At 46.0% G+C, this 25,255-nt stretch carries 21 protein-coding genes, 3 pseudogenes and 3 riboswitches; of the genes and pseudogenes, 10 read left to right on the top strand and 14 right to left on the bottom strand.

Annotated elements, in window-relative coordinates; translation table 11 throughout:
- Positions 1 to 32 precede the first annotated feature (32 nt).
- The 9 genes and pseudogenes from MOC09_RS18590 to MOC09_RS18550 form a co-directional block, all read right to left on the bottom strand.
- Positions 33 to 1,169 carry a 5-methyltetrahydropteroyltriglutamate--homocysteine S-methyltransferase gene (locus MOC09_RS18590; protein WP_268360164.1) on the bottom strand — a complete coding sequence of 379 codons (1,137 nt, stop codon included), beginning with the start codon at positions 1,167 to 1,169 and terminating at the stop codon, positions 33 to 35.
- A gap of 77 nt (positions 1,170 to 1,246) precedes the next feature.
- Positions 1,247 to 1,353: riboswitch (SAM riboswitch) on the bottom strand.
- Between the two features lie 68 nt (positions 1,354 to 1,421).
- Positions 1,422 to 2,555 carry a 5-methyltetrahydropteroyltriglutamate--homocysteine S-methyltransferase gene (locus tag MOC09_RS18585; protein ID WP_268371457.1) on the bottom strand — a complete coding sequence of 378 codons (1,134 nt, stop codon included), beginning with the start codon at positions 2,553 to 2,555 and terminating at the stop codon, positions 1,422 to 1,424.
- An 83-nt stretch (positions 2,556 to 2,638) separates the two neighbouring features.
- Positions 2,639 to 2,745, bottom strand: a riboswitch (SAM riboswitch).
- Positions 2,746 to 2,810: 65 nt separating this feature from the next.
- Positions 2,811 to 3,299 carry an LURP-one-related/scramblase family protein gene (locus MOC09_RS18580; protein ID WP_268371455.1) on the bottom strand — a complete coding sequence of 163 codons (489 nt, stop codon included), beginning with the start codon at positions 3,297 to 3,299 and terminating at the stop codon, positions 2,811 to 2,813.
- Positions 3,300 to 3,428: 129 nt separating this feature from the next.
- Entirely contained in the window at positions 3,429 to 3,677 is a 249-nt protein-coding gene (locus MOC09_RS18575; RefSeq protein WP_268360167.1) for a hypothetical protein, read from the bottom strand.
- A 310-nt stretch (positions 3,678 to 3,987) separates the two neighbouring features.
- A complete protein-coding gene (locus MOC09_RS18570; RefSeq protein ID WP_268360168.1) occupies positions 3,988 to 4,116 on the bottom strand; it encodes a hypothetical protein in 129 nt (42 codons plus the stop codon).
- Between the two features lie 104 nt (positions 4,117 to 4,220).
- A complete protein-coding gene (pepT, locus tag MOC09_RS18565) occupies positions 4,221 to 5,453 on the bottom strand; it encodes a peptidase T (RefSeq protein ID WP_268360169.1) in 1,233 nt (410 codons plus the stop codon).
- Positions 5,454 to 5,502: 49 nt separating this feature from the next.
- Positions 5,503 to 5,793 (bottom strand): annotated as a pseudogene (locus MOC09_RS18560) (response regulator transcription factor); the annotation flags it as partial.
- Positions 5,790 to 5,888, bottom strand: a pseudogene (locus MOC09_RS18555) (hypothetical protein); the annotation flags it as partial. The pseudogenes MOC09_RS18555 and MOC09_RS18560, both read right to left, overlap by 4 nt.
- Positions 5,889 to 5,905: 17 nt before the next feature.
- The gene (locus tag MOC09_RS18550) at positions 5,906 to 6,379 is read right to left on the bottom strand and encodes a CcdC protein domain-containing protein (protein WP_268360170.1); all 474 of its coding nucleotides are present in this window, start codon (positions 6,377 to 6,379) and stop codon (positions 5,906 to 5,908) included.
- 200 nt (positions 6,380 to 6,579) lie between these two features.
- Here MOC09_RS18550 and galE point away from each other — a divergent pair, with 200 nt between their 5' ends.
- A complete protein-coding gene (galE, locus tag MOC09_RS18545) occupies positions 6,580 to 7,602 on the top strand; it encodes a UDP-glucose 4-epimerase GalE (protein WP_070548156.1) in 1,023 nt (340 codons plus the stop codon).
- Between the two features lie 623 nt (positions 7,603 to 8,225).
- Here the strand turns inward: galE and MOC09_RS20280 are convergent.
- Positions 8,226 to 8,567, bottom strand: a pseudogene (locus MOC09_RS20280) (DUF4352 domain-containing protein); the annotation flags it as partial.
- A gap of 265 nt (positions 8,568 to 8,832) precedes the next feature.
- Positions 8,833 to 8,936: riboswitch (guanidine-I (ykkC/yxkD leader) on the top strand.
- A 69-nt stretch (positions 8,937 to 9,005) separates the two neighbouring features.
- Here MOC09_RS20280 and MOC09_RS18530 point away from each other — a divergent pair.
- Positions 9,006 to 9,842, top strand: coding sequence for a YitT family protein (locus MOC09_RS18530; protein ID WP_268360171.1), 837 nt, complete (start codon positions 9,006 to 9,008; stop codon positions 9,840 to 9,842).
- Positions 9,843 to 9,883: 41 nt separating this feature from the next.
- Here the strand turns inward: MOC09_RS18530 and MOC09_RS18525 are convergent, their stop codons facing one another.
- The gene (locus MOC09_RS18525) at positions 9,884 to 11,341 is read right to left on the bottom strand and encodes an aldehyde dehydrogenase family protein (protein WP_268360172.1); all 1,458 of its coding nucleotides are present in this window, start codon (positions 11,339 to 11,341) and stop codon (positions 9,884 to 9,886) included.
- A gap of 176 nt (positions 11,342 to 11,517) precedes the next feature.
- Between MOC09_RS18525 and MOC09_RS18520 the strand changes: the two genes are divergently transcribed.
- From MOC09_RS18520 to MOC09_RS18505, 4 genes are all read left to right on the top strand, one after another.
- Entirely contained in the window at positions 11,518 to 12,411 is an 894-nt protein-coding gene (locus tag MOC09_RS18520) for a PucR family transcriptional regulator (RefSeq protein ID WP_268371453.1), read from the top strand.
- A 120-nt stretch (positions 12,412 to 12,531) separates the two neighbouring features.
- Positions 12,532 to 13,629 carry a maltodextrin ABC transporter ATP-binding protein MsmX gene (msmX, locus tag MOC09_RS18515; protein WP_268360174.1) on the top strand — a complete coding sequence of 366 codons (1,098 nt, stop codon included), beginning with the start codon at positions 12,532 to 12,534 and terminating at the stop codon, positions 13,627 to 13,629.
- 101 nt (positions 13,630 to 13,730) lie between these two features.
- Positions 13,731 to 14,459: a ZIP family metal transporter gene (locus MOC09_RS18510; protein WP_268360175.1), complete on the top strand. Its 729-nt coding sequence runs from the start codon at positions 13,731 to 13,733 to the stop codon at positions 14,457 to 14,459.
- A 103-nt stretch (positions 14,460 to 14,562) separates the two neighbouring features.
- Complete coding sequence (locus tag MOC09_RS18505) at positions 14,563 to 15,402, top strand: polysaccharide deacetylase family protein (RefSeq protein WP_268371451.1); 840 nt, start codon at positions 14,563 to 14,565, stop codon at positions 15,400 to 15,402.
- 12 nt (positions 15,403 to 15,414) lie between these two features.
- Here the strand turns inward: MOC09_RS18505 and MOC09_RS18500 are convergent, their stop codons facing one another.
- From MOC09_RS18500 to cimH, 3 genes are all read right to left on the bottom strand, one after another.
- The gene (locus tag MOC09_RS18500) at positions 15,415 to 15,615 is read right to left on the bottom strand and encodes a hypothetical protein (RefSeq protein ID WP_268371449.1); all 201 of its coding nucleotides are present in this window, start codon (positions 15,613 to 15,615) and stop codon (positions 15,415 to 15,417) included.
- 58 nt (positions 15,616 to 15,673) lie between these two features.
- A complete protein-coding gene (locus tag MOC09_RS18495; protein WP_268371447.1) occupies positions 15,674 to 17,362 on the bottom strand; it encodes a M56 family metallopeptidase in 1,689 nt (562 codons plus the stop codon).
- Between the two features lie 122 nt (positions 17,363 to 17,484).
- Positions 17,485 to 18,837 carry a citrate/malate transporter CimH gene (cimH, locus tag MOC09_RS18490; RefSeq protein ID WP_268367223.1) on the bottom strand — a complete coding sequence of 451 codons (1,353 nt, stop codon included), beginning with the start codon at positions 18,835 to 18,837 and terminating at the stop codon, positions 17,485 to 17,487.
- Positions 18,838 to 19,389: 552 nt separating this feature from the next.
- On the opposite strand from cimH, the gene cydA reads away from it, so the two are divergent.
- From cydA to cydC, 4 genes are read left to right on the top strand one after another with little or no spacing between them, the layout of a single operon-like run.
- Positions 19,390 to 20,796 carry a cytochrome ubiquinol oxidase subunit I gene (gene cydA, locus MOC09_RS18485; protein WP_268371445.1) on the top strand — a complete coding sequence of 469 codons (1,407 nt, stop codon included), beginning with the start codon at positions 19,390 to 19,392 and terminating at the stop codon, positions 20,794 to 20,796.
- On the top strand, positions 20,780 to 21,796 hold the full coding sequence (gene cydB, locus MOC09_RS18480) for a cytochrome d ubiquinol oxidase subunit II (protein WP_268371444.1): 1,017 nt from the start codon (positions 20,780 to 20,782) through the stop codon (positions 21,794 to 21,796). Before cydA ends, cydB begins: the two co-directional genes overlap by 17 nt.
- Positions 21,796 to 23,499, top strand: coding sequence for a thiol reductant ABC exporter subunit CydD (cydD, locus tag MOC09_RS18475; protein WP_268360420.1), 1,704 nt, complete (start codon positions 21,796 to 21,798; stop codon positions 23,497 to 23,499). The genes cydB and cydD overlap by 1 nt, the downstream gene beginning before the upstream one ends.
- Positions 23,496 to 25,223, top strand: coding sequence for a thiol reductant ABC exporter subunit CydC (cydC, locus tag MOC09_RS18470; protein WP_268371443.1), 1,728 nt, complete (start codon positions 23,496 to 23,498; stop codon positions 25,221 to 25,223). Before cydD ends, cydC begins: the two co-directional genes overlap by 4 nt.
- Positions 25,224 to 25,255 lie beyond the last annotated feature (32 nt).

Raw genomic sequence — 25,255 nt, 5'->3', positions numbered from 1 at the left:
CCGTTAGGGAATCAAGTGTGTTTTTTCTTTGCTTATTTCCACACATCGTTAGCGATCTCAACCACGTGGCGAAGCTTCGCCCATTGCTGTTCTTCAGTCAGCTTGTTGCCTTCCTCAGTGGAAGCGAATCCGCATTGAGGGCTGAGGCAAAGCTGGTCTAAGCTCACATAACGGGATGCTTCTTCAATACGGCGTTTCACATCGTCCGGATGTTCAAGCTTACCAAATTTAGATGTCACTAAACCAAGGACAAGCTGAAGGTCAGAGCGCTTCACATACCGGAGCGGCTCAAATCCGCCTGAGCGTGAATCATCATACTCTAAGAAAAGCCCGTCCAGGTTCAAGCCGTCAAAAATAGTTTCGGCTGCTGCGTCATAGCCGCCTTCAGCTGTCCAAGTGGACTGGAAGTTGCCGCGGCAAATATGCATGGTTACCGTCAAGTCATCCGGACGGTCAGCAATCGCGTCGTTAATGGATTTCGCAAATAGCTGGCGAAGCTCGTCAGGCGTTGTTCCAAACGCTTCGATTTGTTTTAAGCCTTTTTCAGATAAGAAAACAGCCCATGCCGTATCATCAAGCTGGAGGTAGCGGCAGCCTCTGTCGTAAAACGCTTGAATCGCCTTTTTATATGCTTTGGATACATCGTGCTGGAAAAGGTGATAGTCATTTTTATAGGAAGCCTTTTCTAGCTTGCCGCGGAAAAACAGCATATTCGGGCTTGGGATCGTCATCTTTGGCGTCGCATCACCGGCAATGCTGTGGAGAAATGAGTAATCTTCAAGCATTGGGTGAGTTGAAAAGTCGATATCACCTGTGACTTTGATGCCGCGTGCTTTAGTCTGCACATTATGGAATTGAATGCCGTGCTCAGGAGTGAACGGCTCAACGCCATCCAGATTTTCTAAGAAATCAAAATGCCACCACGCTCTGCGGAATTCACCGTCAGTCACGACGTTCAGGCCGGTTTCCTTTTGTTTCTCCACAATGCGGGTGATTTCATCGTCTTCAATTTGGCGGAGCTGTTCAGCCGTAATTTCGCCAGCCGCTTTTTGCAGCCGTGCTTTTTTGACGGGCTCAGATCTCAGCAGGCTCCCGACTTGATCCGCGCGAAACGGCGGTTTTTTTCTTTGAAGTGATTGTTGTTCTGCGGGTGTTGTTTGTTGTGACATGTTGTCCATTCCTTCTTTCCATTCGAGTATAAAAAAGCTCTTCCTTTGGATAAGGAAGAGCTTGTGTGACAATCTCAACCTTATCTTCAAGAGCAATTATTGCTCTAAAGGATTTAGCACCATTCTGTTAAACAGCGGTTGCCGGGTATCGCAGGGCCAGTCCCTCCACCTCTCTTGATAAGGAAAACCTTTTTATGAAATTTTCTGATAGTATCTATTATTCACACATTTTCTGTTTCTGTCAATGATAGATTATCTCCACACATCGTTGGCGATGTCGATGACATGGCGAAGCTTTGCCCATTGCTGCTCCTCTGTCAAAAGGTTTCCTTCTTCTGTAGAGGCGAAACCGCACTGCGGGCTGAGGCACAGCTGATCCAAGCTGACAAAGCGCGCCGCTTCATTGATTCGGCGTTTCACATCGTCAGGATTTTCGAGCTCGCCGTATTTTGATGTGATCAAGCCGAGCACGATTTGCAGATCTTTGCGTTTCACATAACGGAGCGGATCAAAGTTTCCAGAGCGGTCATCATCGTATTCCAAGAACAAGCCGTCCAGGTTTAAGCCGTCCAAAATCGTTTCTGCAACAGCGTCATAGCCCCCAGATGCCGCCCAAGTTGAACGGAAGTTGCCGCGGCAAATGTGCATCGTGATTGCTAAATCATCAGGCCGGTCTGCCACTGCATCGTTAATCGTTTTGGCAAACAAGGCAGGCAATGTTTCTGGATCGCCGCCGAGCGCCCGGACAACCTCTCTGCCTTTTTCTTCAAAGAAGAGAGACCATGACGTATCATCAAGCTGAAGATAACGGCAGCCAGCGTCATAGAAGGCTTTGATTGCTTTTTTGTACGCTTGGGCCAGGTCATGAAAGTATTCCTCTTGGTCATCATAAATCCCCTTATCAGCCTTTTCACCGAAAAACAGCATATTCGGGCTCGGAATCGTCAGCTTGGGTGTCGCCCCGCCGGCAATCTTATGTAAAAATTGATAATCGGCAAGTGCTGGGTGGCTCGTAAAATCGAGTTTTCCCGTCACCTTGATGCTGCGTGCTTTTGTTTTGGCATGATGGAACTGAATCCCTTCAGCCGGAATGAATGGTTCCACGCCGTCGAGCCCTTCCAGAAAATCATAATGCCACCATGAACGGCGGAATTCCCCGTCTGTTACCACATCAAGGCCGATTTCTTTTTGTTTTTCCACAATGCGGGTGATTTCTTGGTTTTCGACATCACGCAGCTGTTCCGCTGTGATCTCGCCGGCCGCTTTTTTCTGCCGGGCTTCTTTCACCGGAGCAGAGCGCAATAAACTGCCGACATGATCGGCACGGAAAGGAGCTTTGCGCTGTTGTTCTGTTTTTTGTCCTGCAAGATGTGTTTGTTGAGCCATGTCATTCGCCTCTTTTCTAAATTATGTTGAGCATAAAAAAGCTCTTCCTTTGTGTAAGGAAGAGCTTGAACGATCAAATCTCCGCCTCATCTGCAAGAACGCAATGTTCTTAAGGATTTAGCACCATTCTGTTTAAAACAGCGGTTGCCGGGTATCATAGGGCCAGTCCCTCCACCTCTCTTGATAAGGTACATCTTCATATATAGATTTCAATTATCTTAATATTATTACTTTTGAATCAATTGTCAACACTTTTTAGAAAATACTTTCATCTTCATCGTTATATAAAACCATATCCAGTACGATAGCAATAGCCGTGCAAATCAGCACATCCTCCTCGTTTGCAATCTGCAAGTGATAGGAATCGCCCCAGCTTAGCCACTTTTTGCTTACGGACATCCGGACATTCTTCCCGTCCGTCAGCTGGAATTCGTCCTTCCACAAATCACCTTCGATTTCCCAGTTAAGCTTGGAAATCTCAAACTTCGGTTTGAAAAACGTTACCTTCTTCGTCACTTCACAAACCGTTTCTCCGCCAATTGAAATCTCGTATCGCGGCAAAAAAGACATCACTTTTTGTTCTATGGACACGAGCGTTTTTCCTGTTGAATCTGTCATTTGTAACGAGTCCCCTAACGAAAAGAACCGCCCCTCGACCTTGAATGTCTCCTGTTCATCCCGGTCATAAATGTGAAACGCATCTTTAAACGAGAACATTTTTTGTTTCATAAATAATTCAATCATTGCTAAAGTCTCCTTTTGGATTTGCCTAGTATGAAATTACGGATAGAGGGTGAAAAGTTTTCAGGCTCTAAATCAAAACAATTTTAAAAGGCTGCCTGATTCAGCAGCCTTTTCGTTTGAAATATAGAATTAGGAAAGATGCATCCGGCGTTTTTGGCGGATGGCGTCAAGGTCGATTAGGTTGTTGTGATGAGGTGCGGCTGCTGGCAGAGGGCTTGTCTTTTGCGGTTTGCGGCGATTGTCCTTGCTGAAAGAAAAAAGAAGATAGCCGCATAATGCGATGATAATAAATAGGATCATGTTACATACCTCCCAAAAATAGTTTTGGTATTCTCTATTGTACGGATAAAATGTCAAAAAGTATTCAAAAAATTCCAAATCGACTAAAAATAAATTACTGTCCCTCTAAAACAGTCTAACCTGTTGACCTGAAAATAGTCTTACATCTCGATGGTTATTCTAGTTGTTGGTTGGTTCTATAGTTACTATCGACGCTATAATCAATTCCTTTATATAACTTTAAGACTAAGTTTTCGTGATTCTAATTACCTGTTTTTGGATTCTCTTTTTTTTTGCTTGTTTGATGTATACCCTATTTTCCGCAATCAAACACAAAAAACCCAAATCACGGAGCATTTGGGCGGTACGAGAGGGATTGAGATTGTGGTTTTGAGGATGTGTATGTCAATTAGAAGAAGCGTTTGAACATTTTTCTGATCTTTTGAAACGGGCTGGATTTCTTTTGCATGTTTAGCGGTCTAGTCGTGATCCATTTTTTCAATAGGCTCTTTTTTGCAGCAATTGCTTGTTTTGTCACTGTTTTTCCTCCTCATCCGTTGATACTTGTTTTACGGAGGACGTTTTAAAAATGTTTCATTTTTACGCAAAAAAACCAGTCCTTTTTTGGACTGGTTTTTGGCATTACGCCTGTTCTTCAAACAGCTTTGCAATCTCAACGATGACGTTTACGGCTTTGACCATGTTATCAGCTGAGATGTATTCAAATTTTCCGTGGAAGTTTTCCCCGCCGGTAAAGATGTTTGGCGTCGGGAGTCCCATGTAGGACAGCTGGGATCCGTCCGTCCCGCCGCGGATTGGAGAAATCTTCGGTTCAATGCCGAGGTTTTCCATCGCTTGTTTGGCAATGTTGACGATTTCGATGACAGGTTCGATTTTTTCTTTCATGTTGTAGTATTGATCGTTCATATCAAGCTGAACGCGTTCTTTTCCGTATTCGTTTTGAAGCTCCTCAACGACACGCTTCATTGTGTCTTTTCTGTTTTGGAAGTTCTCTTTGTCAAAGTCTCTGATAATGTAGTGGAGTTTTGTTTCCTCTACATCTCCTTGAATCGACAGCAGGTGGTAGAAGCCCTCATAGCCTTCTGTATACTCAGGCGCTTCATCTGCCGGCAACAGGCTGTTCAGCTTCATCGCGATTTTTGCAGAGTTAATCATTTTCCCTTTTGCCGTGCCGGGATGTACGTTATTGCCTTTGATCGTGATTTTTGCGGCAGCGGCATTAAAGCTTTCGTATTCAAGCTCGCCGAGCGGGCCGCCGTCAACAGTGTAGGCAAAGGACGCATTGAACCGTTTTACATCAAATTTGTGTGGCCCTCTGCCGATTTCTTCATCAGGCGTAAAGGCGACTCTAATCGTGCCGTGCTTGATTTCAGGGTGTTTGATGAGGTAATCCATGGCTGTCATGATTTCAGCGATACCGGCCTTATTGTCTGCGCCGAGAAGGGTGGTGCCGTCTGTGGTGATGAGTGTGTGACCTCTATAGCCAGACAGCTCAGGGAATTGATCAGGCGACAGGATGACCTGAAGCTGTTCATTGAGAACGATGTCTTTTCCATCGTAGTTATCAACGATTTGCGGATTCACATTTTTGCCGGTAAAGTCTGTGGCGGTATCGACGTGAGCGAGAAAGCCGATTGTCGGCACGTCTTTTTCAGTATTGGAGGGAAGAGTCGCCATGACATAACCGTTTTCATCAATGGCTGCATCCTGCATGCCGATTGATTTCAATTCATCAACGAGCATGTTGCCTAACGTCAATTGGCCGGGTGTGGAAGGGCAGGTGTCGACGGATTCATCGGACTGTGTGTCGACCTTTACGTATGTAGTAAACCGTTCAATGATTTCTTCTTTCATTTCCAATCATCTCCTTTGCCTTATTTTATCATGATGGGATAAGGGTTTTCTATTGCACAATCCCGTTTCGAATGGCAAAAACGACTGCCTGTGTCCGGTCTTGGGCATTGCATTTTTGCAGGATGCGGTGCACGTGGGTTTTCACAGTGCTTTCGCTGACGAAAAGCTTTTCAGCAATATCCTCGTTTCGCAACCCGTAGGCCATTTGCTGAAGAACCTCGAGCTCTCTTTTTGTGAATGGCTCGGCCAGTTCTGCTGCTTGAGTTTGTTTCGAGCGAAATGTCTCACTGATCATTTTGGCAGCTGTGGCTGTACGGAAAATCGCTTCGCCTCTGGCGCTTTGGATGGGTGAGATAAAAATTGCATGCAATTGAAAATGAGAATAAGGCTCGGCACAAGCTTCTTGTAGTGCCGAGCCGGAGATTGTCGGTTCATGCTGGTCCTTCTTTCAGTTATTGAATCGATACTTTGCCAGCGGTCAGCCGTCTGTATGCTTTGTAAAGCATGATGTTGCGGGCAGTGATGGTGCCGAGGGGGATGAAGAACATAGAATGAATAACGGCAATAAAAAGCTCATTGCTCTCAGGCAGCCATACTCTCGCGGCCATACGCAAAGAAAGTATCACTAAAATGAGGATAACACTTCCAAGGGAGCCGCGTGAAGTGACCTTTCCGGTTTCTGGGTGAATCCGCACGTTTACCATCTTCCCAATGCCAAACCCGCAGGCCAGCCCGATCAGTAATAAAATGCCGCTGATCGCCACATGCAATACGGAATGGAAATACGCCGGCTGAAACGATGCTGATACGCCCCATAACAGCAGCAGCGGAATGATCAGCAGTTTACCGGGCTTTACCGTTCTTTCTCGATACATTGATAAAACAATAAGAATAAAGACAATCAAAATATAAGGGCTCATTGCCATCTCATCAAATCCTTTCTGCCTAAAGCATAGCGAAAATGCAGAAAGAAAACGTCAACCGGCAGATTGGTTTTTCTCTATCAAATTGGTCGAAAAAATATGAAGAAACTATTAATAAACGATTAAACTTCTTCAAAATGGATGTGGAGCCGTCCTAAACACTATATAATAATAGCAGGTCATTTTTTAGGAGGGTTTACATCATGGCAATACTTGTTACAGGCGGCGCGGGATACATCGGAAGCCACACATGTGTGGAGCTATTGAACAGCGGCTATGAGATTGTCGTTCTCGATAATCTGTCCAACAGTTCGGCTGAGGCGCTGAACCGCGTCAAGGAGATTACGGGAAAAGATTTAACGTTCTATGAAGCGGATCTATTGGATCGGGAAGCGGTAGATTCGGTTTTTGCGGAAAATGAAATTGAAGCTGTAATTCACTTTGCAGGGTTAAAAGCAGTTGGTGAATCTGTTGCGATTCCGCTCAAATATTATCATAACAATCTGACGGGAACGTTTATTTTATGCGAGGCCATGGAGAAATACGGCGTCAAAAAAATTGTATTCAGTTCATCCGCCACGGTATATGGCGTTCCGGAAACATCACCAATTACAGAGGACTTTCCATTAGGTGCGACAAATCCTTATGGACAGACGAAGCTCATGCTGGAGCAAATTTTGCGTGATTTGCATACAGCCGACAATGAGTGGAGCGTTGCACTGCTTCGTTACTTTAATCCATTTGGCGCGCATCCAAGCGGACGGATCGGTGAAGACCCGAACGGCATTCCGAATAACCTCATGCCGTATGTAGCGCAAGTAGCCGTTGGCAAGCTGGAGCAATTAAGCGTATTTGGAAATGACTATCCGACAAAAGACGGGACAGGCGTACGCGATTATATTCACGTCGTTGATCTCGCAGAAGGCCACGTCAAAGCGCTGGAAAAAGTATTGAACTCCACAGGAGCCGATGCCTACAACCTCGGAACAGGTACAGGCTACAGCGTGCTTGAAATGGTCAAAGCCTTTGAAAAAGTGTCAGGGAAAGAGGTTCCGTACCGTTTTGCGGACCGCCGTCCTGGAGACATTGCGACCTGCTTCGCAGATCCTGCGAAAGCCAAGCGGGAACTGGGCTGGGAAGCGAAACGCGGCCTTGAGGAAATGTGTGCTGATTCTTGGAGATGGCAGTCTTCTAATGTGAATGGGTATAAGAGTGTAAAATCATAAAAAGAAGGGCTAGGGGTTTTCCCCAGCCCTTCTTTTTATTGATCCAAGTTTACTTCAAATGTAAATGGATTGATTGTAATATCGTAGTTTTCGGAAGAACCTTCTAAAATAACATTTGCTGTTTTGCTTTCGATTTTAGGGAAAACAATAACTCCTTCCGTTTTAACTCCAGGTAAAATTTCACTTTGAATTTCAGGATACTCAGAAAGGTCAGATTTAGGCTCAATCTGTTTATTATCAGCTGTAATTTTGGCATTGAAGTCATAAAAGCTGATTTCATCTTGTGATTTGTTTTCTATCTTTACATACAGTCGAGTTTCTTTTTCAGCAAGTTCAACTTTTTGAAGTGTGAGTGCAAATCCGTGTTGGTTCTGTGTTTTATCCACGTTAATTGTTTTTTGAGCTGGGGCAAAAGCTGTTGCATAGTCGCTTTTTTCAATGGAATCGGCAATGATTCTCGGCGCTGAAACGGAACCGCCCAATGCATTTTCACCATCATATTTGTCTTTTACCATGCCGACTACATGAATAATGTCGTCATCTTTAATATCTAAATCAGAATCGTCGCTTATAATAATTGTATTTTTGCTTAACTTTTCTGGATTATTATAGCCTTGAAGATATGTGCCATCATCGTCTTGTTCAACGTCAAAAACTTTTACATACAGATCAACTTTATAGTTTTTAAATTGATCGGCATTAGTATATAGTTTTTCCATATCAGCTTTTTGTACCGTTTTTGTCGACTTTTTAGAGTCGGAGCTAGTTGTTGTAGTAGAAGCTTGAGAATCTCCACTGTTTCCGATGTTCGCAATAATGATAATGACGACTATCGCTAGAATGAACGTAATGATTTTATGTCTCATAAAAAAGTTACGTTGGTCTTTACCGCAATTCGGACATTTTTTAACACCTTTTGCAATCTCTTGACCGCAAGCTTTACAGTGTGTTAGTTTCCCTGACATTATATTTCCTCCTATGTAATTAAATGTTTAAAATATATGTTCTATTTTGCCTATATATTTTCATATAGTCAATGATAAATTGGAAATTATATTTTCTCTCAAAAAGGTACTTTGTATCATATCGGTCAAATCTATCATTTATTAACAGTAGATTATCTTTTTTATTTCTCTTAATTTACTGAATAAATCTCCGCAAATACCTCTTGAACCAACTCGAACTGTCCCTTATAATGCTAATATTGGAAAGCGAAGAAGATATGATAAAAAAGTGGTTTTCTAGGGTTCCGCAATGCAAATTGGACTGTGACCGAGAGAAAACACATAACAGCCCCGGCTGTTATGACACGGTGGGATAAAAGCCCAGGAGTTTCTGCTCTTTTGCGAGAGCGTACTCCTGGGTTTTTTTGTTGATACTATCTGGAGAAGGAGTGTTTTGTGATGAAAAAGAAAATGCTTGATGTGCTGATGCTTGTGATTGGTGCGTTTTTCTTCGCGCTTGCCGTGAATTTGTTTGCGATTCCCAATGACCTTGGGGAAGGCGGGGTCACTGGGATTACGCTGATTTTGTATTATGTGTTTCAATGGTCTCCCGGAGTAACGAATTTTATTCTAAATGCATTTCTGCTGTTAATCGGCTACAAATTTCTAGACGGTAAAACGACTGTCTACACCATCATCGCCGTAGCGGCGAACTCGCTTTTCCTTCACCTGACACACGGATGGAGCGTTCCGTCTGATGAATTGATTATTAATACGATTTTCGCGGGTGTCTTTGCGGGAGTCGGGATCGGCATGATTATTCGGGTTGGCGGCACGACAGCCGGTTCTGCGATTCTGGCCAGAATCGCTAATAAATATTTAGACTGGAATATCAGCTACGCTTTATTGTTTTTTGATTTAATCGTGGTATTTAGCTCTTATTTTATTATTGGTGCGGAAAAAATGATGTTTACGATCGTGATGCTGTATATCGGAACGAAAGTAATGGACTTCATTATTGAGGGCTTGAATACGAAAAAAGCGATTACGGTTATTTCAGAAAATAAGAGTGAGATCGCCGAACAGGTGAATACCTTGATGGATCGGGGCGTGACGATTTTATCAGGGAAGGGAAGCTATACGGGCCAGTCAAAAGAGATTTTGTATATTGTCATTAACAAACAGGAGCTGTCCATGCTAAAGAAAATCATCAGAAGCTGCGACAAAAAAGCGTTTGTAATCGTTCATGACGTGCGCGATGTGTTTGGCGAAGGGTTTGTTGATATATCTAAATAAAGAAAAATCCCTCTGTACTTCAAGCAGAGGGATTTTTTCGTTTAAAACGGATATTTGCGGTATTGCTTCTGAATCGAAATCCATTTCATCACGGTAAATTCCTCGACCACCCATGGGTTTCCGAAGCGGCCGACACCGCTTGCTTTGTTTCCGCCAAAGGCGATATTCGGCGAATCATTGACGGATTGGTCGTTGACATGCGTCATGCCGCTGTCAATTTGCAGAGCGAATTTTTCACCTTTTTCTAAATCAGAAGTGAAAACCGCCGAGCTGAGGCCGTATTCGGTATCATTGGCCATATCAATCGCTTCCTCATCACTGGAGGCTTTGATAATGGTGGCAATTGGGGCAAACAGCTCTGTTTGGGCAATGTTGCTGTTGTTGTCAGCACCGACAAAGACATACGGTGTGAGCACGTTTCCGACGCGTTTTCCTTCAACCGCAAGCTCAATGCCGTCTGCCTTTGCCTGCTCAATGATCTCCAGTGCTTTTTCAATTTGGCGTTCGTTGATCAGCGGGCCGACAACGGTTTTCGGATCGGTTTGATCGCCGTACGGAAGCTGTTTGACACGGGCTGTGAATTTTTCAACAAACTCATCGTATACATCTTGATGAACAATGATTCTGTTAATGATCATGCAGATTTGTCCTTGATGAATAAATTTCCCGAAAATCGCGGCATCAACAGCGCGATCGACATCCGCGTCTGAAAGAACGGCAAATGGATTGTTGCCGCCGAGCTCAAGGGCCATCCGCTTGAAGTCACGCCCGGCGATTTCACCGATGTGGCGCCCGACTGCAGTTGACCCCGTAAAGCTGATTAATCTTGGGATTGGATTGGTCAGCATGCCGTCCCCGATTTCTTTTAAGTCTGTCAACATGACGTTGAGGACACCCGCAGGAAGGCCGGCGTGTTCAAACGCTTTTGCAATGATGGTCCCGCCGGAAAGAGCGGTTTGGATATCAGGCTTGTGAACAACACTGTTTCCCAGCGCAATTGCCGGTGCAATGGTTCTCATTGATAAATTCATCGGGAAATTAAATGGAGAAATCGATGAAATTACGCCGAGCGGAAGGCGGTAAATTTTATTGATTTTTCCTTCAATGTTCGATGGAACCTCTTTGACCCCGCCCAACTCGCCGGTATACGTCATGGCTTCATCTAAAATCGCAATTGTTTGCTCAAGCTCAATTGTTGATTTTATAATCGTTCCGCCGGTTTCGCGGGAAATCATCATTATGATGTCATCACGGTTTTCCTGTAAGTAGCCGCGCGCTTTTTGCAGAACTGCTTTTCGGTCCTCTGTTGTGCTTTTGGCCCACTCTTTTTGCGCCTGTTGTGCAATGTCAAATGCATCCTCCAGCTGTTTGCTTGTTGCCAACGATGCTGTTGTAATCACAGACTGGTCATATGGGTTCAAAATGTCCTCTGTACGCCCGCTTTCTCCTTCTGTCCATTTTCCGTTGATAAAACTTTTGTTTAATGATTCTAACCCCATTCATGATCACTCCTTTGGTTCTGCATATATTCCTTACTGTTTCCGTTGAAACAAATGTGTAAACGATCTCTTTCAGTTTTTTGTCTGTCTATGTCGTCTATCCTTTTTTTATTGGAGAACATGCAGGTTTCGCCTTATACTGGGTATACAGATCCTTACATAAGAGAGGGGACTTTATGAAATCGCTGCTGGCTATTTATCCAGGTTCAATTGTGTCTGAAGAGCTTTGCGTAAAGGAAGACTGTCTATGCTTTTATGATGAGAACAGTCAGAGATATATCTCCATTCCGAAAACAGAGATCAGCGAAAAAGAGACATTGCTGCTCCAGTCATTTTTGACCCCCGCAGATGAGGTCAATCAAAAATCTTTGAAGTCGCCAGAGGAAAACAAGTGGTTCGCTTTTCTTTTTTCTAGAGGGGAAGTGCCGTCGAACATAAAAAAGCGAACGAGATTTGTCCATTTTCATTTGCTCGGCAAAATAGAGCGTGCGTCCTTTGCGGAAGCTGTCCGCCATTTTTGGCCGGTGTCTTTTGTGATTGTGTGGATGCATACGGACAGAGGCGTGATTGTTGAGCAGGAAAGTGAAGCGGCAGCGGGGAAAGACGAATTGGAGTCACTCGCTAAGGTTCTTGAAAGTGATTTCTACTTCAGTGTCCGTTTTTATGCCGGGAGATTTTATGAGCCGGATGAGAGTTTGCGAACACATTACGCCCGTGAACAGACGTATTTTCTCTTTGCTGAAAAACGGCTGCCTCAGGTGCAGAGTGTGACCTTTGAGATGATTTTTCCTTTTTTATTATTAGAAGCAGAAAAAGATAAGCTGGAAACGCTGTTATCTGAAGAAGCTGAGCTTTTATTTGGGAATGTATCTGAGCTGAGGAAGACAATTCAGCTGTTCATTGAAAACAACTCAAACGTGACGTTAACGGCGAAAAAGCTGCACCTGCACCGCAACAGCCTGCAATACCGGATTGATAAATTTATTGAGCGGTCAGGGATAGACATCAAATCGCATAAAGGCGCGCTGCTCGCCTATTTTATCTGCCTGCAAAGCGAAGGTTCAGAATAAATTGGAAATATGCACGAAAATTGGCTGGTTGATTTTATGAACGCTGCCCATTCAAGCGATATGAAAAAGCTGTTACACTCAATTTAGGAAAGCGTTTACATTAACAAAGGGGGATGTTAGATGGCTGAATTGCGGATGGAGCACATTTATAAATTTTATGATCAGAAGGAACCGGCGGTTGATGACTTTAACCTTCATATTGCCGATAAGGAATTTATCGTATTTGTCGGCCCGTCCGGCTGCGGGAAATCAACGACACTGCGAATGGTCGCAGGGCTTGAAGAAATTTCGAAAGGCGATTTTTATATTGAAGGAAAACGGGTCAATGATGTAGCGCCAAAAGACAGGGATATCGCGATGGTATTTCAAAACTACGCGCTCTATCCGCATATGACGGTCTACGATAATATCGCGTTCGGGCTGAAGCTTCGGAAAATGCCGAAGCCCGAAATCAAAAAAAGGGTAGAGGAAGCCGCGAAAATTCTCGGACTGGAGGAATATTTGCACCGAAAACCGAAAGCGCTGTCAGGCGGACAGAGACAGCGGGTCGCGCTGGGCCGGGCTATCGTGCGGGATGCAAAGGTGTTCCTGATGGATGAGCCTTTATCAAACCTGGACGCGAAGCTGAGGGTGCAAATGCGGGCAGAAATCATTAAGCTCCACCAGAGGCTGCAAACCACAACGATTTACGTGACGCATGACCAGACAGAAGCGCTGACGATGGCGACACGGATCGTAGTTATGAAAGACGGTAAAATCCAGCAGATCGGAACGCCGAAGGATGTATACGAATTCCCTGAAAACGTCTTTGTCGGCGGTTTTATCGGTTCACCGGCAATGAACTTTTTCAAAGGAAAGCTGACGGACGGCGTTATCAAAATCGGTTCTGCGGCATTAACCGTGCCGGAAGGAAAAATGAAGGTGCTGCGTGAAAAGGGCTACATCGGCAAAGAGGTCATTTTCGGTATCCGTCCTGAGGATATTCACGATGAATTAATTGTCGTGGAATCGTATAAGAACTCCTCGATTAAAGCGAAAATCAATGTCGCAGAGCTGCTCGGCTCTGAAATTATGATTTATTCACAGATCGACAATCAAGACTTTATTGCGCGGATCGACGCCCGCCTCGATATTCAATCAGGTGATGAGCTGACGGTTGCGTTTGATATGAATAAAGGACATTTCTTTGACAGTGAGACAGAGGTGAGAATTCGATAAGCTTGATGACCGGACATGGAGACATGTCCGGTTTTTTGTGTTTGCAAGGTTTACAGAAAAAACAGCAGCGGGTAGTGGTTGGTAAGAAAGGAGAGATAGAGATGTGGAATGCGGCAATGTGGGGCGGGATCTCAGGCTCTGCAGTTTTGCTGGGCGCGCTGGCGTCTATGTTTTTTCCGATTCGCAAACAGATCATCGGCTATATTATGGCTTTTGGCACAGGCGTCTTAATTGGTGCGGCTGCTTACGAACTCCTCGGGGATGCAGTGGCAGAAGGAGGAATTGTGTCGACAGGCGCCGGATTTATTGCGGGGGCAGTCGTGTTTACAGTTTTTGATTTCGCGGTTTCCAAAAGAGGCGCGTCCCAAAGAAAAAGATCGGGACAGGCAGCTGCCGGCGGCGGAGGAATCGCCATTTTTATCGGCACTATCATGGACGCTGTTCCAGAATCGATTATGATTGGCGCCAGCCTTCTCGAAGAACAGTCAGTCAGCTTTCTTTTGGTAGTCGCCATTTTTATCAGCAACATACCTGAAGGGCTCTCCAGTACAGCAGGAATGAAAAACAGCGGCTATTCCAGAACGAAGATTATGCTGCTTTGGGCTGCAGTGCTCGTGATTTCGATACTCGCATCATGGTCGGGGTATTTCTTTCTCGACGGTGCTTCTGAAGAAGTGATGGCAGCAATCGCAGCATTTGCAGGCGGGGGGATCATTGCGATGATTGCTTCGACGATGATGCCTGAGGCATACGAAGACAGCGGTCCGATGACAGGCTTGATCGCTGCACTTGGCCTGTTAACCTCGCTGGTTTTGAATCAGTTTTCTTAATTGTGAGCCGGTCATGCATCCATGTCCGGTTTTTTGTGCTTGAAAATCTCAGAAACAAACCGATGAAAAAAGGAGGAAGAAATAGACAGAAAGCAGGAATAAGATGAAACGACTGATCGTAAGCATTTTTCTTTTAGGCAGCTGTTTGGCTCTCGCGGCTTGCGCTGATCAAGAGGCGAACGCGGAGCAGCAGCTGCCGAAAGCGGAACAAAAGAAAACGGAAGAAAAGACAATACATGTTCAGAAAAAAGAAGACGATACATCAGCATGGATCAAAACGGAGAAACCGGCAAAGCTGCCGATTTTGATGTACCACAGCATTTCCTCTGGAAACAGCCTCCGTGTCCCGAAGGAAGAATTCGAAGCGCATATGAAGTGGCTGCACGAGAACGGGTATCAGACATTAACGCCGAAAGAGGCGTATCTCATGCTGACGCAGGATAAAAAGCCGAGTGAGAAATGCGTGCTGATCACGTTTGATGACGGATACACCGACAATTATCAAGACGCGTATCCGGTGCTGAAAAAGTACGGGATGAAGGCGACGATTTTTATGATCGGCAAGTCGATTGGACATAAACACCATCTGACAGAGGATCAGATGAAAGAGATGGCGAAGCACGGCATTTCCATTGAAAGCCATACGATTGACCACCTTGAGCTGAACGGATTAACACCTCAACAGCAGCACAGTGAGATGGCGGATTCGAAAAAGCTGTTTGACGGCATGTTTCATCAGCAAACCTCCATCATCAGCTATCCGGTGGGACGCTACAATGAGGAGACGCTGAAGGCCGCCGAAGAAACAGGCTATCAAATGGGTGTGACGACAGAGCCGGGAGCGGCAGCGAGAGACCAGGGAATGTACGCCCTCCATCGTGTGCGCGTGTCCCCTGGCATGTCAGGCGCGTCCTTTGGCGCGTACATTGAGTCGATGAAATAAAAAAGGCGGCGTTTAATCGCCGCCCCCTCCGCCGTCACAGCCGGAATCGCTGAAGCCACCGTCACTGCCGCATCCATCACGGTGTGAGCCATGATCTGAATAACCGACATACCCGCTGTCCGCCTGCTGGCGGCTTTTTGTTTCCGAGGGCTGCAGCTGAATGACTGAAAGAAAAACAATAATAGCTATAATCAGTAAGATAATCACAATCACGTCCGATCACTCCCTTTTTTCACCATATCCTGTTTTACGGGTGAAACGCTGATCGGTTTCACTTTAAGGTGATCGATTCTTTCAGCCGGTCTCTCAGCCAGCGCTTCAGCACGCCATGTCCTTTGTTTGACAATAAAGTGCTGACACGCCAATACATAGGGGGATGCGGAGCGAACTGAAAATCAATCAATCTGAAAAGCCAGCTTTTATCGCGGGTGAGAGAGTCAATTTGAAGCTCGTCCCCATCTCTTTCAGCACTGTAGGCGCTTTGTTTCTGAATATCCTCATCCTGCCGAACTGCCAAGATCCTTAAGGCTTCGGCCATTTGTTTGTGCCCGCCTTCCAGCAGTGATGCGCCAAGGTTGTCAGCACGCACCTCCATCCATTGTGAACAAAAGGATTGATAGAGCTGGAACAGGATAATGATTGCCATAATGAAAGCCCAAAGCGCCATTTTGTGGGCCTCGGGATGGGTAATATGCTGTTCAAACAAGAGGAAAATCCCAACGACTGCTCCAAGATATAGAAAACGCAAAAGCTGTGATAACAGAACATCACGTTTTTTGATATGAACCGCCTCATGGGCCAGAATGCCTTCGATGACATGCTGCGGAAGTGTTAGTGTGTTGCTAGTCAGGATGACCATCGACCTTCCGACATTCATGCCGACTGCCATTCCGTTGTATTCATCACTCTCCGTTTCGTATATCCGGACATGGGAAATGCCGGCCTTGCGGAAGATCCTGTCGGCCGCTGCCTGTACATGCGGATGATGACAGGGCTTGGCATCCATTGCTGCCAGCAATACACGGTCTGACAGGTACATATTGAATATCCAGTACAGGATCACAGCAATCGCCATGACCCATGGGGAGGCATGGAATCCGTATAACGCGAGCACCAATAAGGCGTAAGCCGAGACGCCTTTTACGCTGGCGGCAAAATAAAGCTTCCCAAGCAGCCGCTTCACATTTTTTCGATGATAAAACGGCAAAACAGAAATCACAGCGTCCTCGCTAGCTTCCGAATCTATATATTCCCGGAGAATCGTTTTCCATTTTTGCGGGTCCTTCACCGTCAGAAACAGTGTTTCCCCGGGAAGTGACAATTTGATGACTTGCTGAAAGCTTGTTGTCAAATCAATACGGGATGAATACATCGTCAGAAGCGGATGGAGCTTTAAGAGATCAGCTGTTGATTCAAGCTGAATGTCTTTCAAATCGGAAAGCGGGTATGTACGGGTTTCATAATATGAGCTGATGTGTAATTTTTCTAAGGATGCTGAATAAAAAACCTTTACGCTGAAAACATTCAGTATTCGCTTCACCAGTGCCCCTCCGCCGGAGATGAGACCGAAAAGGATCACATATTTGAGGGGGCTAGGATCAGGTCCATAGATGAAAAAAATGATGGCGCCCGCAAACACAACGGCGGTCAGGGTGATGTCTGACAGGAGGCGTGTTTTGTTTCTGCCAAGCTCAATTTCCTGCCAGTCTCCCGAAGGTTTTTCCGCACGATCTGAAACAGTGAGGTCCATCGCAGTCCAATAGCAGTAGAACATTGTCGCGATCGAGACAATACCGTCCATAAATGATAGATGAGAGAAGATGTAAAAAGAAGTGCCGACCCAAAGAACGATATCAATCCAGAAATCTATAGCCGGAATGAGTTTTGCTGTTAGGGCTGATATCCAATAGAGTCCCAGCCCGAGAATCATTATGCAAAATAGATGTGTTCCCATAGGCATGCTAGAGTCCTTTCTATCTAGTATTTCCAACTATTACTATAGCATGTGGCGGGAACTTGGAAAAACAAGGACATACAAAAAAGCAAGCTCTTTCGTTTTGCGAAGAACTTGCTTGCGGTGTATCAATAAAACTGATGCAGCAGCAATAAGGTTAAGGACACTGTGATCGCTCCCCCGATGCGGGTAGATACCTGGGCGAACGGCATCAGTTCAAGCCTTTCAGCGGCGCTTAAAATGGCGACATCCCCGGTGCCTCCCTGCCCTGAGTGGCATGCATTGATAATGGCTGTTTCAATCGGATACATGTTCAGCCATTTTCCGGTAAAGAAACCGACTGCCATCATGGTGATAACGACAGACAGAATCGTAATAATATTGCTGAGGTTGAAGGCAGCGACAAGCTTGTCCCACGGCGTCATAGACACCCCGATCGCAAAAAGCAGCGGGTAGGTCACGGCTGTTGAAAAGAAGCGGGACACGCCAAACGCGCCGTTTTCAATTGAGGCAGGCACCAATCTGAACAGCTTAATCAGGACAGCCAGCAACAGCATGGCGACGGGGGCCGGAAATCCGAAAAAGTCGTGGGCGAGCATGCCGACTAAGTATAAAGAAACAGCAAGGATTCCGCCTGACGCAAATAAAGAAAGGTTGAACATTTGCTGTCCGCTTTGCGATTCCTCTAGCGCAGCGGATTCTTCTTCAGAGCGATCTACTTTGCCGTTTCCTGTCCATTCCGGTTTTTTCTTACCAATTCTATTCAGCAATCCCGCTAGAATGATCGCACACAGGCTGCCAAGCATAATCGACGGCAGAACAAGTGCAAACGCTTCCCCCTGAGACATGGGCATAATGTCAGAATAACCGATGGACAGCGGGATAGCGCCTTCTCCGACTCCCCCTGCCATGATCGGAATGACAATATACAGCAGGGTATGCTGAAATCCGAGTCCGAGCAATGTGCCGACAGCCAATCCCACAATAGCGGCGGCAACAGAACCGGCAATTAGCGGAATAAAGATTTTCATGAATGCTTTTACGAGTGTTTCTCTTTTCATGCCGAGGATGCTTCCGACGACAATCCCGGCGATAAACAAATAAAGAAAGTTTGAGTTTTCTGTAAATTCTGTGGTGGATTTGACGATATCATTAGGCAGCAGGTGATAGTAGACGACGGCGGATGGAATAAAAGTAGCTAGGATGGCTGGGCCGCCGATTGAACGGACAATCGGTATTGATTTTCCGATTTGGGCAAAGGTAAACCCGAAAAACGCCATGACGGCAATGGATGTCAAAATGTCACTTTTTACATCGTGATGCATAACAAAAACAGTGATTAATATAAACAGCAAGGCATACACAGGAAGCGGTATGATGCCTACTTTTATATTCATGGCCTTCGCAAACCAATTCTCTTTTCGAACCCCTTCGTGAATTGTATCCGTTTGCAATTGCATTTGTGTTTGAAGCTCTCCCATTGAAAAACCTCCCCTATTCTTGATGCAGTGAAATTGTTCACTACGTTAATTATACTAAAAAATTGAAATTATTAATATATTAAAAATTTACTATTCAACTTTATTCTTGTCCCGTTACTGATGAAAAGAGGCATTCTGGCTAAAATCGGTCTATGACGGAGTGCTGAGAAACGAGTGCTGGTGCTGGACAAGCATTTTATTCGCAAGGAATGATATAGTTGATGTACGATAATAAAGGGTCATTTATCCTAGCAACCGTCATCAATCAGCAACAAAATAGACAATAATCCGTCACATCATTCAGGACTTTTTGGGTATTTTGGGCTTTATTTTTGAAATGAATCGTTGTAAAGTACTTAATATGAACCAGTCAGAGATTGTGTCATTGGTCAGTCTGGCAATCTTGCATCATATTGGACGACTTTTTGACACATTTGTGAAATATTGAACAATATTTTTTTCGTCTATTTTGTGAAGTACTGATCAAAGTTTTGGTTCTATTTGTGAAGTAGTGAGCAATATTAAAGTGTCAACCGGAATGGAGGAGAAAGCATGAGTGAATTGGTATTAGCCCGCATTCAATTTGCATCAACAACGTTGTTTCACTTCTTGTTTGTGCCGATGTCTATCGGGCTTGTGTTTATGGTTGCGTTGATGGAGACTCTTTATCTTGTGAAGAAAAATGAGCTGTACCTCAAAATGGCAAAGTTTTGGGGGCACTTATTCTTAATAAATTTCGCAGTAGGTGTTGTAACGGGGATTTTGCAAGAATTCCAGTTTGGATTGAACTGGTCTGATTACTCCCGTTTTGTCGGAGATGTATTTGGCGCTCCGCTTGCGATTGAAGCCTTATTGGCGTTTTTCATGGAATCTATTTTTATCGGATTATGGATTTTCGGATGGGACCGCCTGCCGAAAAAAATTCACGCTCTCTGCATTTGGCTCGTGTCGTTCGGAACGATTATGTCGTCTTTCTGGATTTTAACAGCGAACTCCTTTATGCAGGAGCCGGTCGGCTTTACGATCAAAAACGGCCGCGCGGAGATGAATGACTTTGTCGCGCTGATTACAAACCCTCAGCTTTGGGTTGAATTCCCGCACGTCATTTTCGGGGCGCTCGCCACCGGGGCGTTCTTTATCGCCGGAGTAAGTGCTTTTAAACTGCTGAAGAAAAAAGAAGTGCCGTTCTTTAAACAATCTTTTAAACTTGCCATGATTGTGGGCCTTTGTGCAGGTCTTGGCGTCGGCCTTAGCGGACACATGCAGGCTGAGCATTTGATGGAATCACAGCCGATGAAAATGGCTGCCAGTGAAGGCCTTTGGGAAGACAGCGGTGACCCTGCTGCTTGGACAGCTTTTGCCACGATCGATACAAAAAATGAAAATAGCTCAAATGAAATTAAAGTTCCTTATGCCTTGAGCTACCTGGCATATCAAAAATTCAGCGGAAGTGTCAAAGGGATGAAAACACTTCAGGCTGAGTACGAAAAAGTATACGGAAAAGGCGACTACATTCCGCCTGTCAAAACGACGTTCTGGAGCTTCCGCATCATGGTTGGCGCAGGTGTTGTCATGATTCTTGCTGCGTTAGGCGGCCTTTGGTTAAACCGCCGCAAAAAGCTTGAAAGCAGCAAATGGTATTTGCGCATCATGATCGCTTTGATTTCCTTTCCATTTATCGCGAACTCTGCGGGCTGGATTATGACAGAAATCGGGCGTCAGCCTTGGACGGTTATGGGCTTGATGACTACGGCTCAATCCGTGTCGCCTAACGTAACGGCGGGCTCCCTGCTATTTTCAATCATCGCCTTCGGAGTGATGTACTTGATTCTGGGTGCGCTGCTTGTCTTCTTGTTCATCCGTGAGATTAAAAAAGGTGCGGAGCATGATGAGCATCATGATGTGCCTGTATCAACAGATCCATTTAGTCAGGAGGTATACCATGGCATCTCTTCATGATCTTTGGTTTATACTCGTTGCTGTATTGTTTGTAGGATTCTTCTTTTTGGAAGGCTTTGATTTCGGGGTCGGCATGGCGACCCGTTTTCTTGGCCATAATGAATTAGAGCGCAGAGTGCTGATCAACACGATCGGGCCGTTTTGGGACGCAAATGAAGTCTGGCTTTTGACTGGTGCAGGCGCCATTTTCGCGGCGTTTCCAAACTGGTATGCAACGATGCTGAGCGGTTATTATATTCCGTTTGTCATTGTGCTGCTAGCGTTAATGGGCCGCGGGGTCGCGTTCGAGTTTCGCGGCAAGGTGGATCATTTGAAATGGGTAAAGGTTTGGGACTGGGTCGTTTTCTTCAGCAGTCTGATTCCTCCGTTTGTGCTTGGTGTGCTGTTTACGACATTATTCCGCGGGATGCCGATTGATGCCGATATGAACATTCATGCGCATTTTTCTGATTATATCAATGTTTATTCTGTACTTGGCGGTGTGACTGTAACACTCCTTTGCTTCCAGCATGGATTAATGTTTATCACGCTGCGTACGATTGGTGATTTGCAAAACCGCGCCCGCAAAATGGCGCAAAAGATAATGGGTGTTGTTTTTGTAGCGGTTCTTGCCTTCGCGGCCCTTTCTGCCTATCAGACAGACATGTTTACACGCCGCGGCGAGATTACCATTCCGCTTGTTGTTTTGATTGTCATCTGCTTTATGCTCGCGGCTGTATTTATCCGTAAGAAAAAAGACGGCTGGACATTTGGGATGACAGGCGCGGGGCTGGCGCTGACTGTAGGAATGATCTTTATTTCCTTATTCCCTCGGGTCATGGTCAGCTCGCTTCAAAGCGCGTACGATTTAACAGTAGCTAACGCTTCTTCCGGTGATTATTCGCTTAAAGTCATGTCAATTGCAGCTTTAACGCTATTGCCGTTTGTGATCGGCAGCCAGATCTGGAGCTATTATGTCTTCCGGAAGCGCGTCAGCCATAAGGAGCCTATGACTTATTAATGGGAAAAGACCTGTTTCGATATAAAGGAATGAAGCGGATTCTCACCGTTATTACTTGTTTAACGCTGATTCAGACAGCCGCCATCATTATGCAGGCAGAGTGGCTGAGTGAAGCCGTAACCGGGCTGTTCAACGGGGAGAGCATAGCCTCCCTTTTTCCGGTGATCGGTTTTTTCCTCATCGCTTTTGTCGCCCGGCACGGGGTGACGGTGGCGCGCCAGAAAATCGTTTATCAATATGCCGCCCGGACAGGGGCCGATTTGAGAAAAAGCTTTCTTGATCAGCTGTTCCGGTTAGGTCCCCGTTTTGCAAAGAAAGAGGGGACGGGGCAAATGGTGACGCTGGCGATGGAAGGCATCAGCCAGTTCCGCCGTTATCTGGAGCTGTTTCTGCCGAAAATGGTCAGCATGGCGATTGTGCCTGCGGCTGTTGTCATTTATGTGTTTTTTCAGGATCGCACATCAGCGGTCATTTTAGTCGCTGCTATGCCGATTCTGATCATCTTTATGATTCTTCTCGGCCTTGTCGCGCAGAGAAAAGCAGATCGTCAGTGGAAATCCTATCAGAGACTTTCCAATCATTTCGTTGATTCTCTTCGCGGGCTGGAGACATTGCGTTTCCTAGGGTTGAGCAAGTCGCACAGCAAAAATATTTTCTACGTGAGTGAGCGGTATCGCAAGGCAACAATGAGCACGCTCCGAGTGGCGTTTTTATCTTCATTTGCCCTCGATTTTTTCACAATGCTGTCGGTGGCGACAGTCGCAGTGTTTCTGGGCCTGCGCCTCATTGACGGCGATATTTTGCTTGGCCCCGCTTTAACGGCGCTTATTCTGGCACCTGAGTATTTTCTGCCGGTGCGGGAAGTGGGGAACGATTATCATGCAACGCTGAACGGGCAGGAGGCAGGCAAAACCATTCAAGAGATTTTGTCGCAGCCTGAATTTAAGGAAGAGGCGCCGCTTCAGCTTGGGACGTGGTCCGATCAGGATGAGCTGAAGCTGTCAGGCGTGTCAGTCGGCCGATCAGTGTCCGATATTGATCTGTCATTTAAAGGCAAGAAAAAAATCGGCATTATCGGTGCAAGCGGTGCCGGGAAATCAACATTAATTGATATCCTTGGCGGGTTTTTGGAGCCGGATGGCGGTATGATCGAGGTCAATGGGTCAAGCCGGTCCCACTTGCAGGATAGCAGCTGGCAGAAAAACCTCCTCTATATTCCGCAGCATCCGTACATTTTTGATGATACACTGGCAAACAACATTCGCTTCTACCATCCAAGCGCGTCGGATGAAAATACAGCCCGCGCCGCTGCCTCAGCGGGACTGACGGAGCTGGTGAACAGCCTTCCTGACGGATTAGAGGGACGGATCGGGGAAGGCGGCCGGGCGCTCAGCGGGGGCCAGGCCCAGCGTGTCGCACTGGCCCGCGCTTTTTTGGGGAACCGACCGATCCTGCTGCTGGATGAGCCGACTGCCCACCTTGATATCGAAACCGAATATGAAATAAAAGAAACGATGCTGGATTTATTTGATGATAAGCTCGTCTTTCTCGCGACTCACCGCCTTCACTGGATGCTCGATATGGACAAAATTATCGTGCTGGACGGAGGCAGGGTTGCGGAAGTCGGGACTCACGATGAATTGCTGGCGAAAAATGGTGTGTACACCAAACTCGTGAAGGCACAACTGGGGGAAAGAGCATGAAGAAAGAAGAATGGATTTTGCAGTATATCAAACAAAATGTCCGCCTATTCGTTCTGGTTATCTTTTTGGGTGCGGTGACAATTTTTTCTGCTGCTTTTCTCATGTTCACCTCTGGTTTTTTGATTTCTAAGGCGGCGACAAGGCCGGAAAACATCTTGCTCATTTATGTGCCGATTGTCGCTGTGCGTACCTTGGGAATTGCCCGGTCTGTGTCACGATATGTGGAACGCCTTGTCGGCCATCATATCATTTTGAAAATCGTGTCCAACATGCGCGTCCGCCTTTACAACATGCTTGAGCCGGGGGCCTTGATGCTTCGTTCCCGTTTTCGTACGGGGGATATGCTCGGCATTTTGTCTGAGGATATTGAGCATTTGCAGGATGCCTTCTTAAAAACAATTTTTCCTGCGATCTCTGCCTTGCTTTTGTATACTGTTTCAGTGATTGCACTCGGCTTCTTTTCTTGGCCGTTTGCCCTATTGCTTGCGTTTTATTTGTTTGTTCTTGTTGTGCTGTTTCCGGTTGTATCTTTGCTCGTGACGAGAGCGAGGAATGCAAAGCTGAAAAGCGGCCGGAATGTGCTCTACAGCCGTCTGACAGACGCCGTGATGGGTGTCAGCGACTGGATGTTCAGCGGACGCCGGCATGCGTTTATTGATGCCTATGAAAAAGAAGAACATGATTGGTTTGAGCTTGAACGGAAAAAGCAACGCTTTACGAGATGGCGGGACTTTGCAGCGCAATGTCTTGTCGCCGGCCTTATTTTCATGATGCTGTTTTGGACGGCGGGGCAGCAAGCGGACGGCGAGCTTGCCAAAACGATGATTGCGGCTTTTGTGCTTGTGGTGTTCCCGCTGACGGAAGCCTTTCTGCCGCTTTCAGATGCCTTGGGTGAAGTGCCCGGCTATCAGGATTCCATCAGGCGCATGAACAAGGTGGCTCCTCAGCCAGAGGCGTCACAAACAGAATCAGCGGCTGAAACGCTCGATCTCCAAGATGTCACCCTGTCCTTTCGTGATGTGACGTTTTCTTATGACAATAGCAGCCAAGTGCTGCGCAGTTTTTCCTTTACACTGCGCCAAGGAGAAAAAATGGCGCTGCTCGGCCGGAGCGGGTCGGGGAAATCGACGTCGCTTGCTTTAATCGAAGGCGCCTTGAAACCGGACTCCGGTTCTGTGACGTTAAACGGAGTAGAGACAGCACTGTTAAAGGATCAAATTGCTGATGCGGTGGCTGTGTTAAATCAAAAGCCCCATCTGTTTGATACAAGCATTCTGAACAACATCAGGCTTGGAAACGGAGAAGCAAGCGACGAGGATGTGCGCCGCGCCGCAAAACAGGTCAAGCTGCATGACTATATTGAGTCACTGCCTGATGGATATCACACCTCTGTTCAGGAAACCGGCATCCGGTTTTCCGGAGGAGAGCGGCAGCGGATCGCACTTGCCCGGATTTTGCTGCAGGATACGCCGATCATCATCCTCGATGAGCCGACAGTCGGCCTTGACCCCATCACCGAACGCGAGCTGATGGAAACGGTATTTGATGTGCTGAAAGGAAAAACGATTCTATGGATTACACACCATCTCGCGGGAGTGGAAGCGGCCGATAAAATCGTGTTTCTCGAAAACGGAAAAACGGAAATGGAAGGAACGCATGAGGAACTGCTGGCGTCAAACGAACGGTATCGCCGCCTGTATCATCTTGATGTTCCTGTAAAATAGAAGACAGCCATTCAGGCTGTCTTTTTTGTTTG

It is taken from the genome of Bacillus sp. N12A5 (genome assembly GCF_026790125.1).
Lineage (GTDB): Bacteria > Bacillota > Bacilli > Bacillales > Bacillaceae > Bacillus.
The sequence above is the reverse complement of the archived record's forward strand: the minus strand, read 5'-3'. Positions and strand labels throughout refer to the sequence as shown.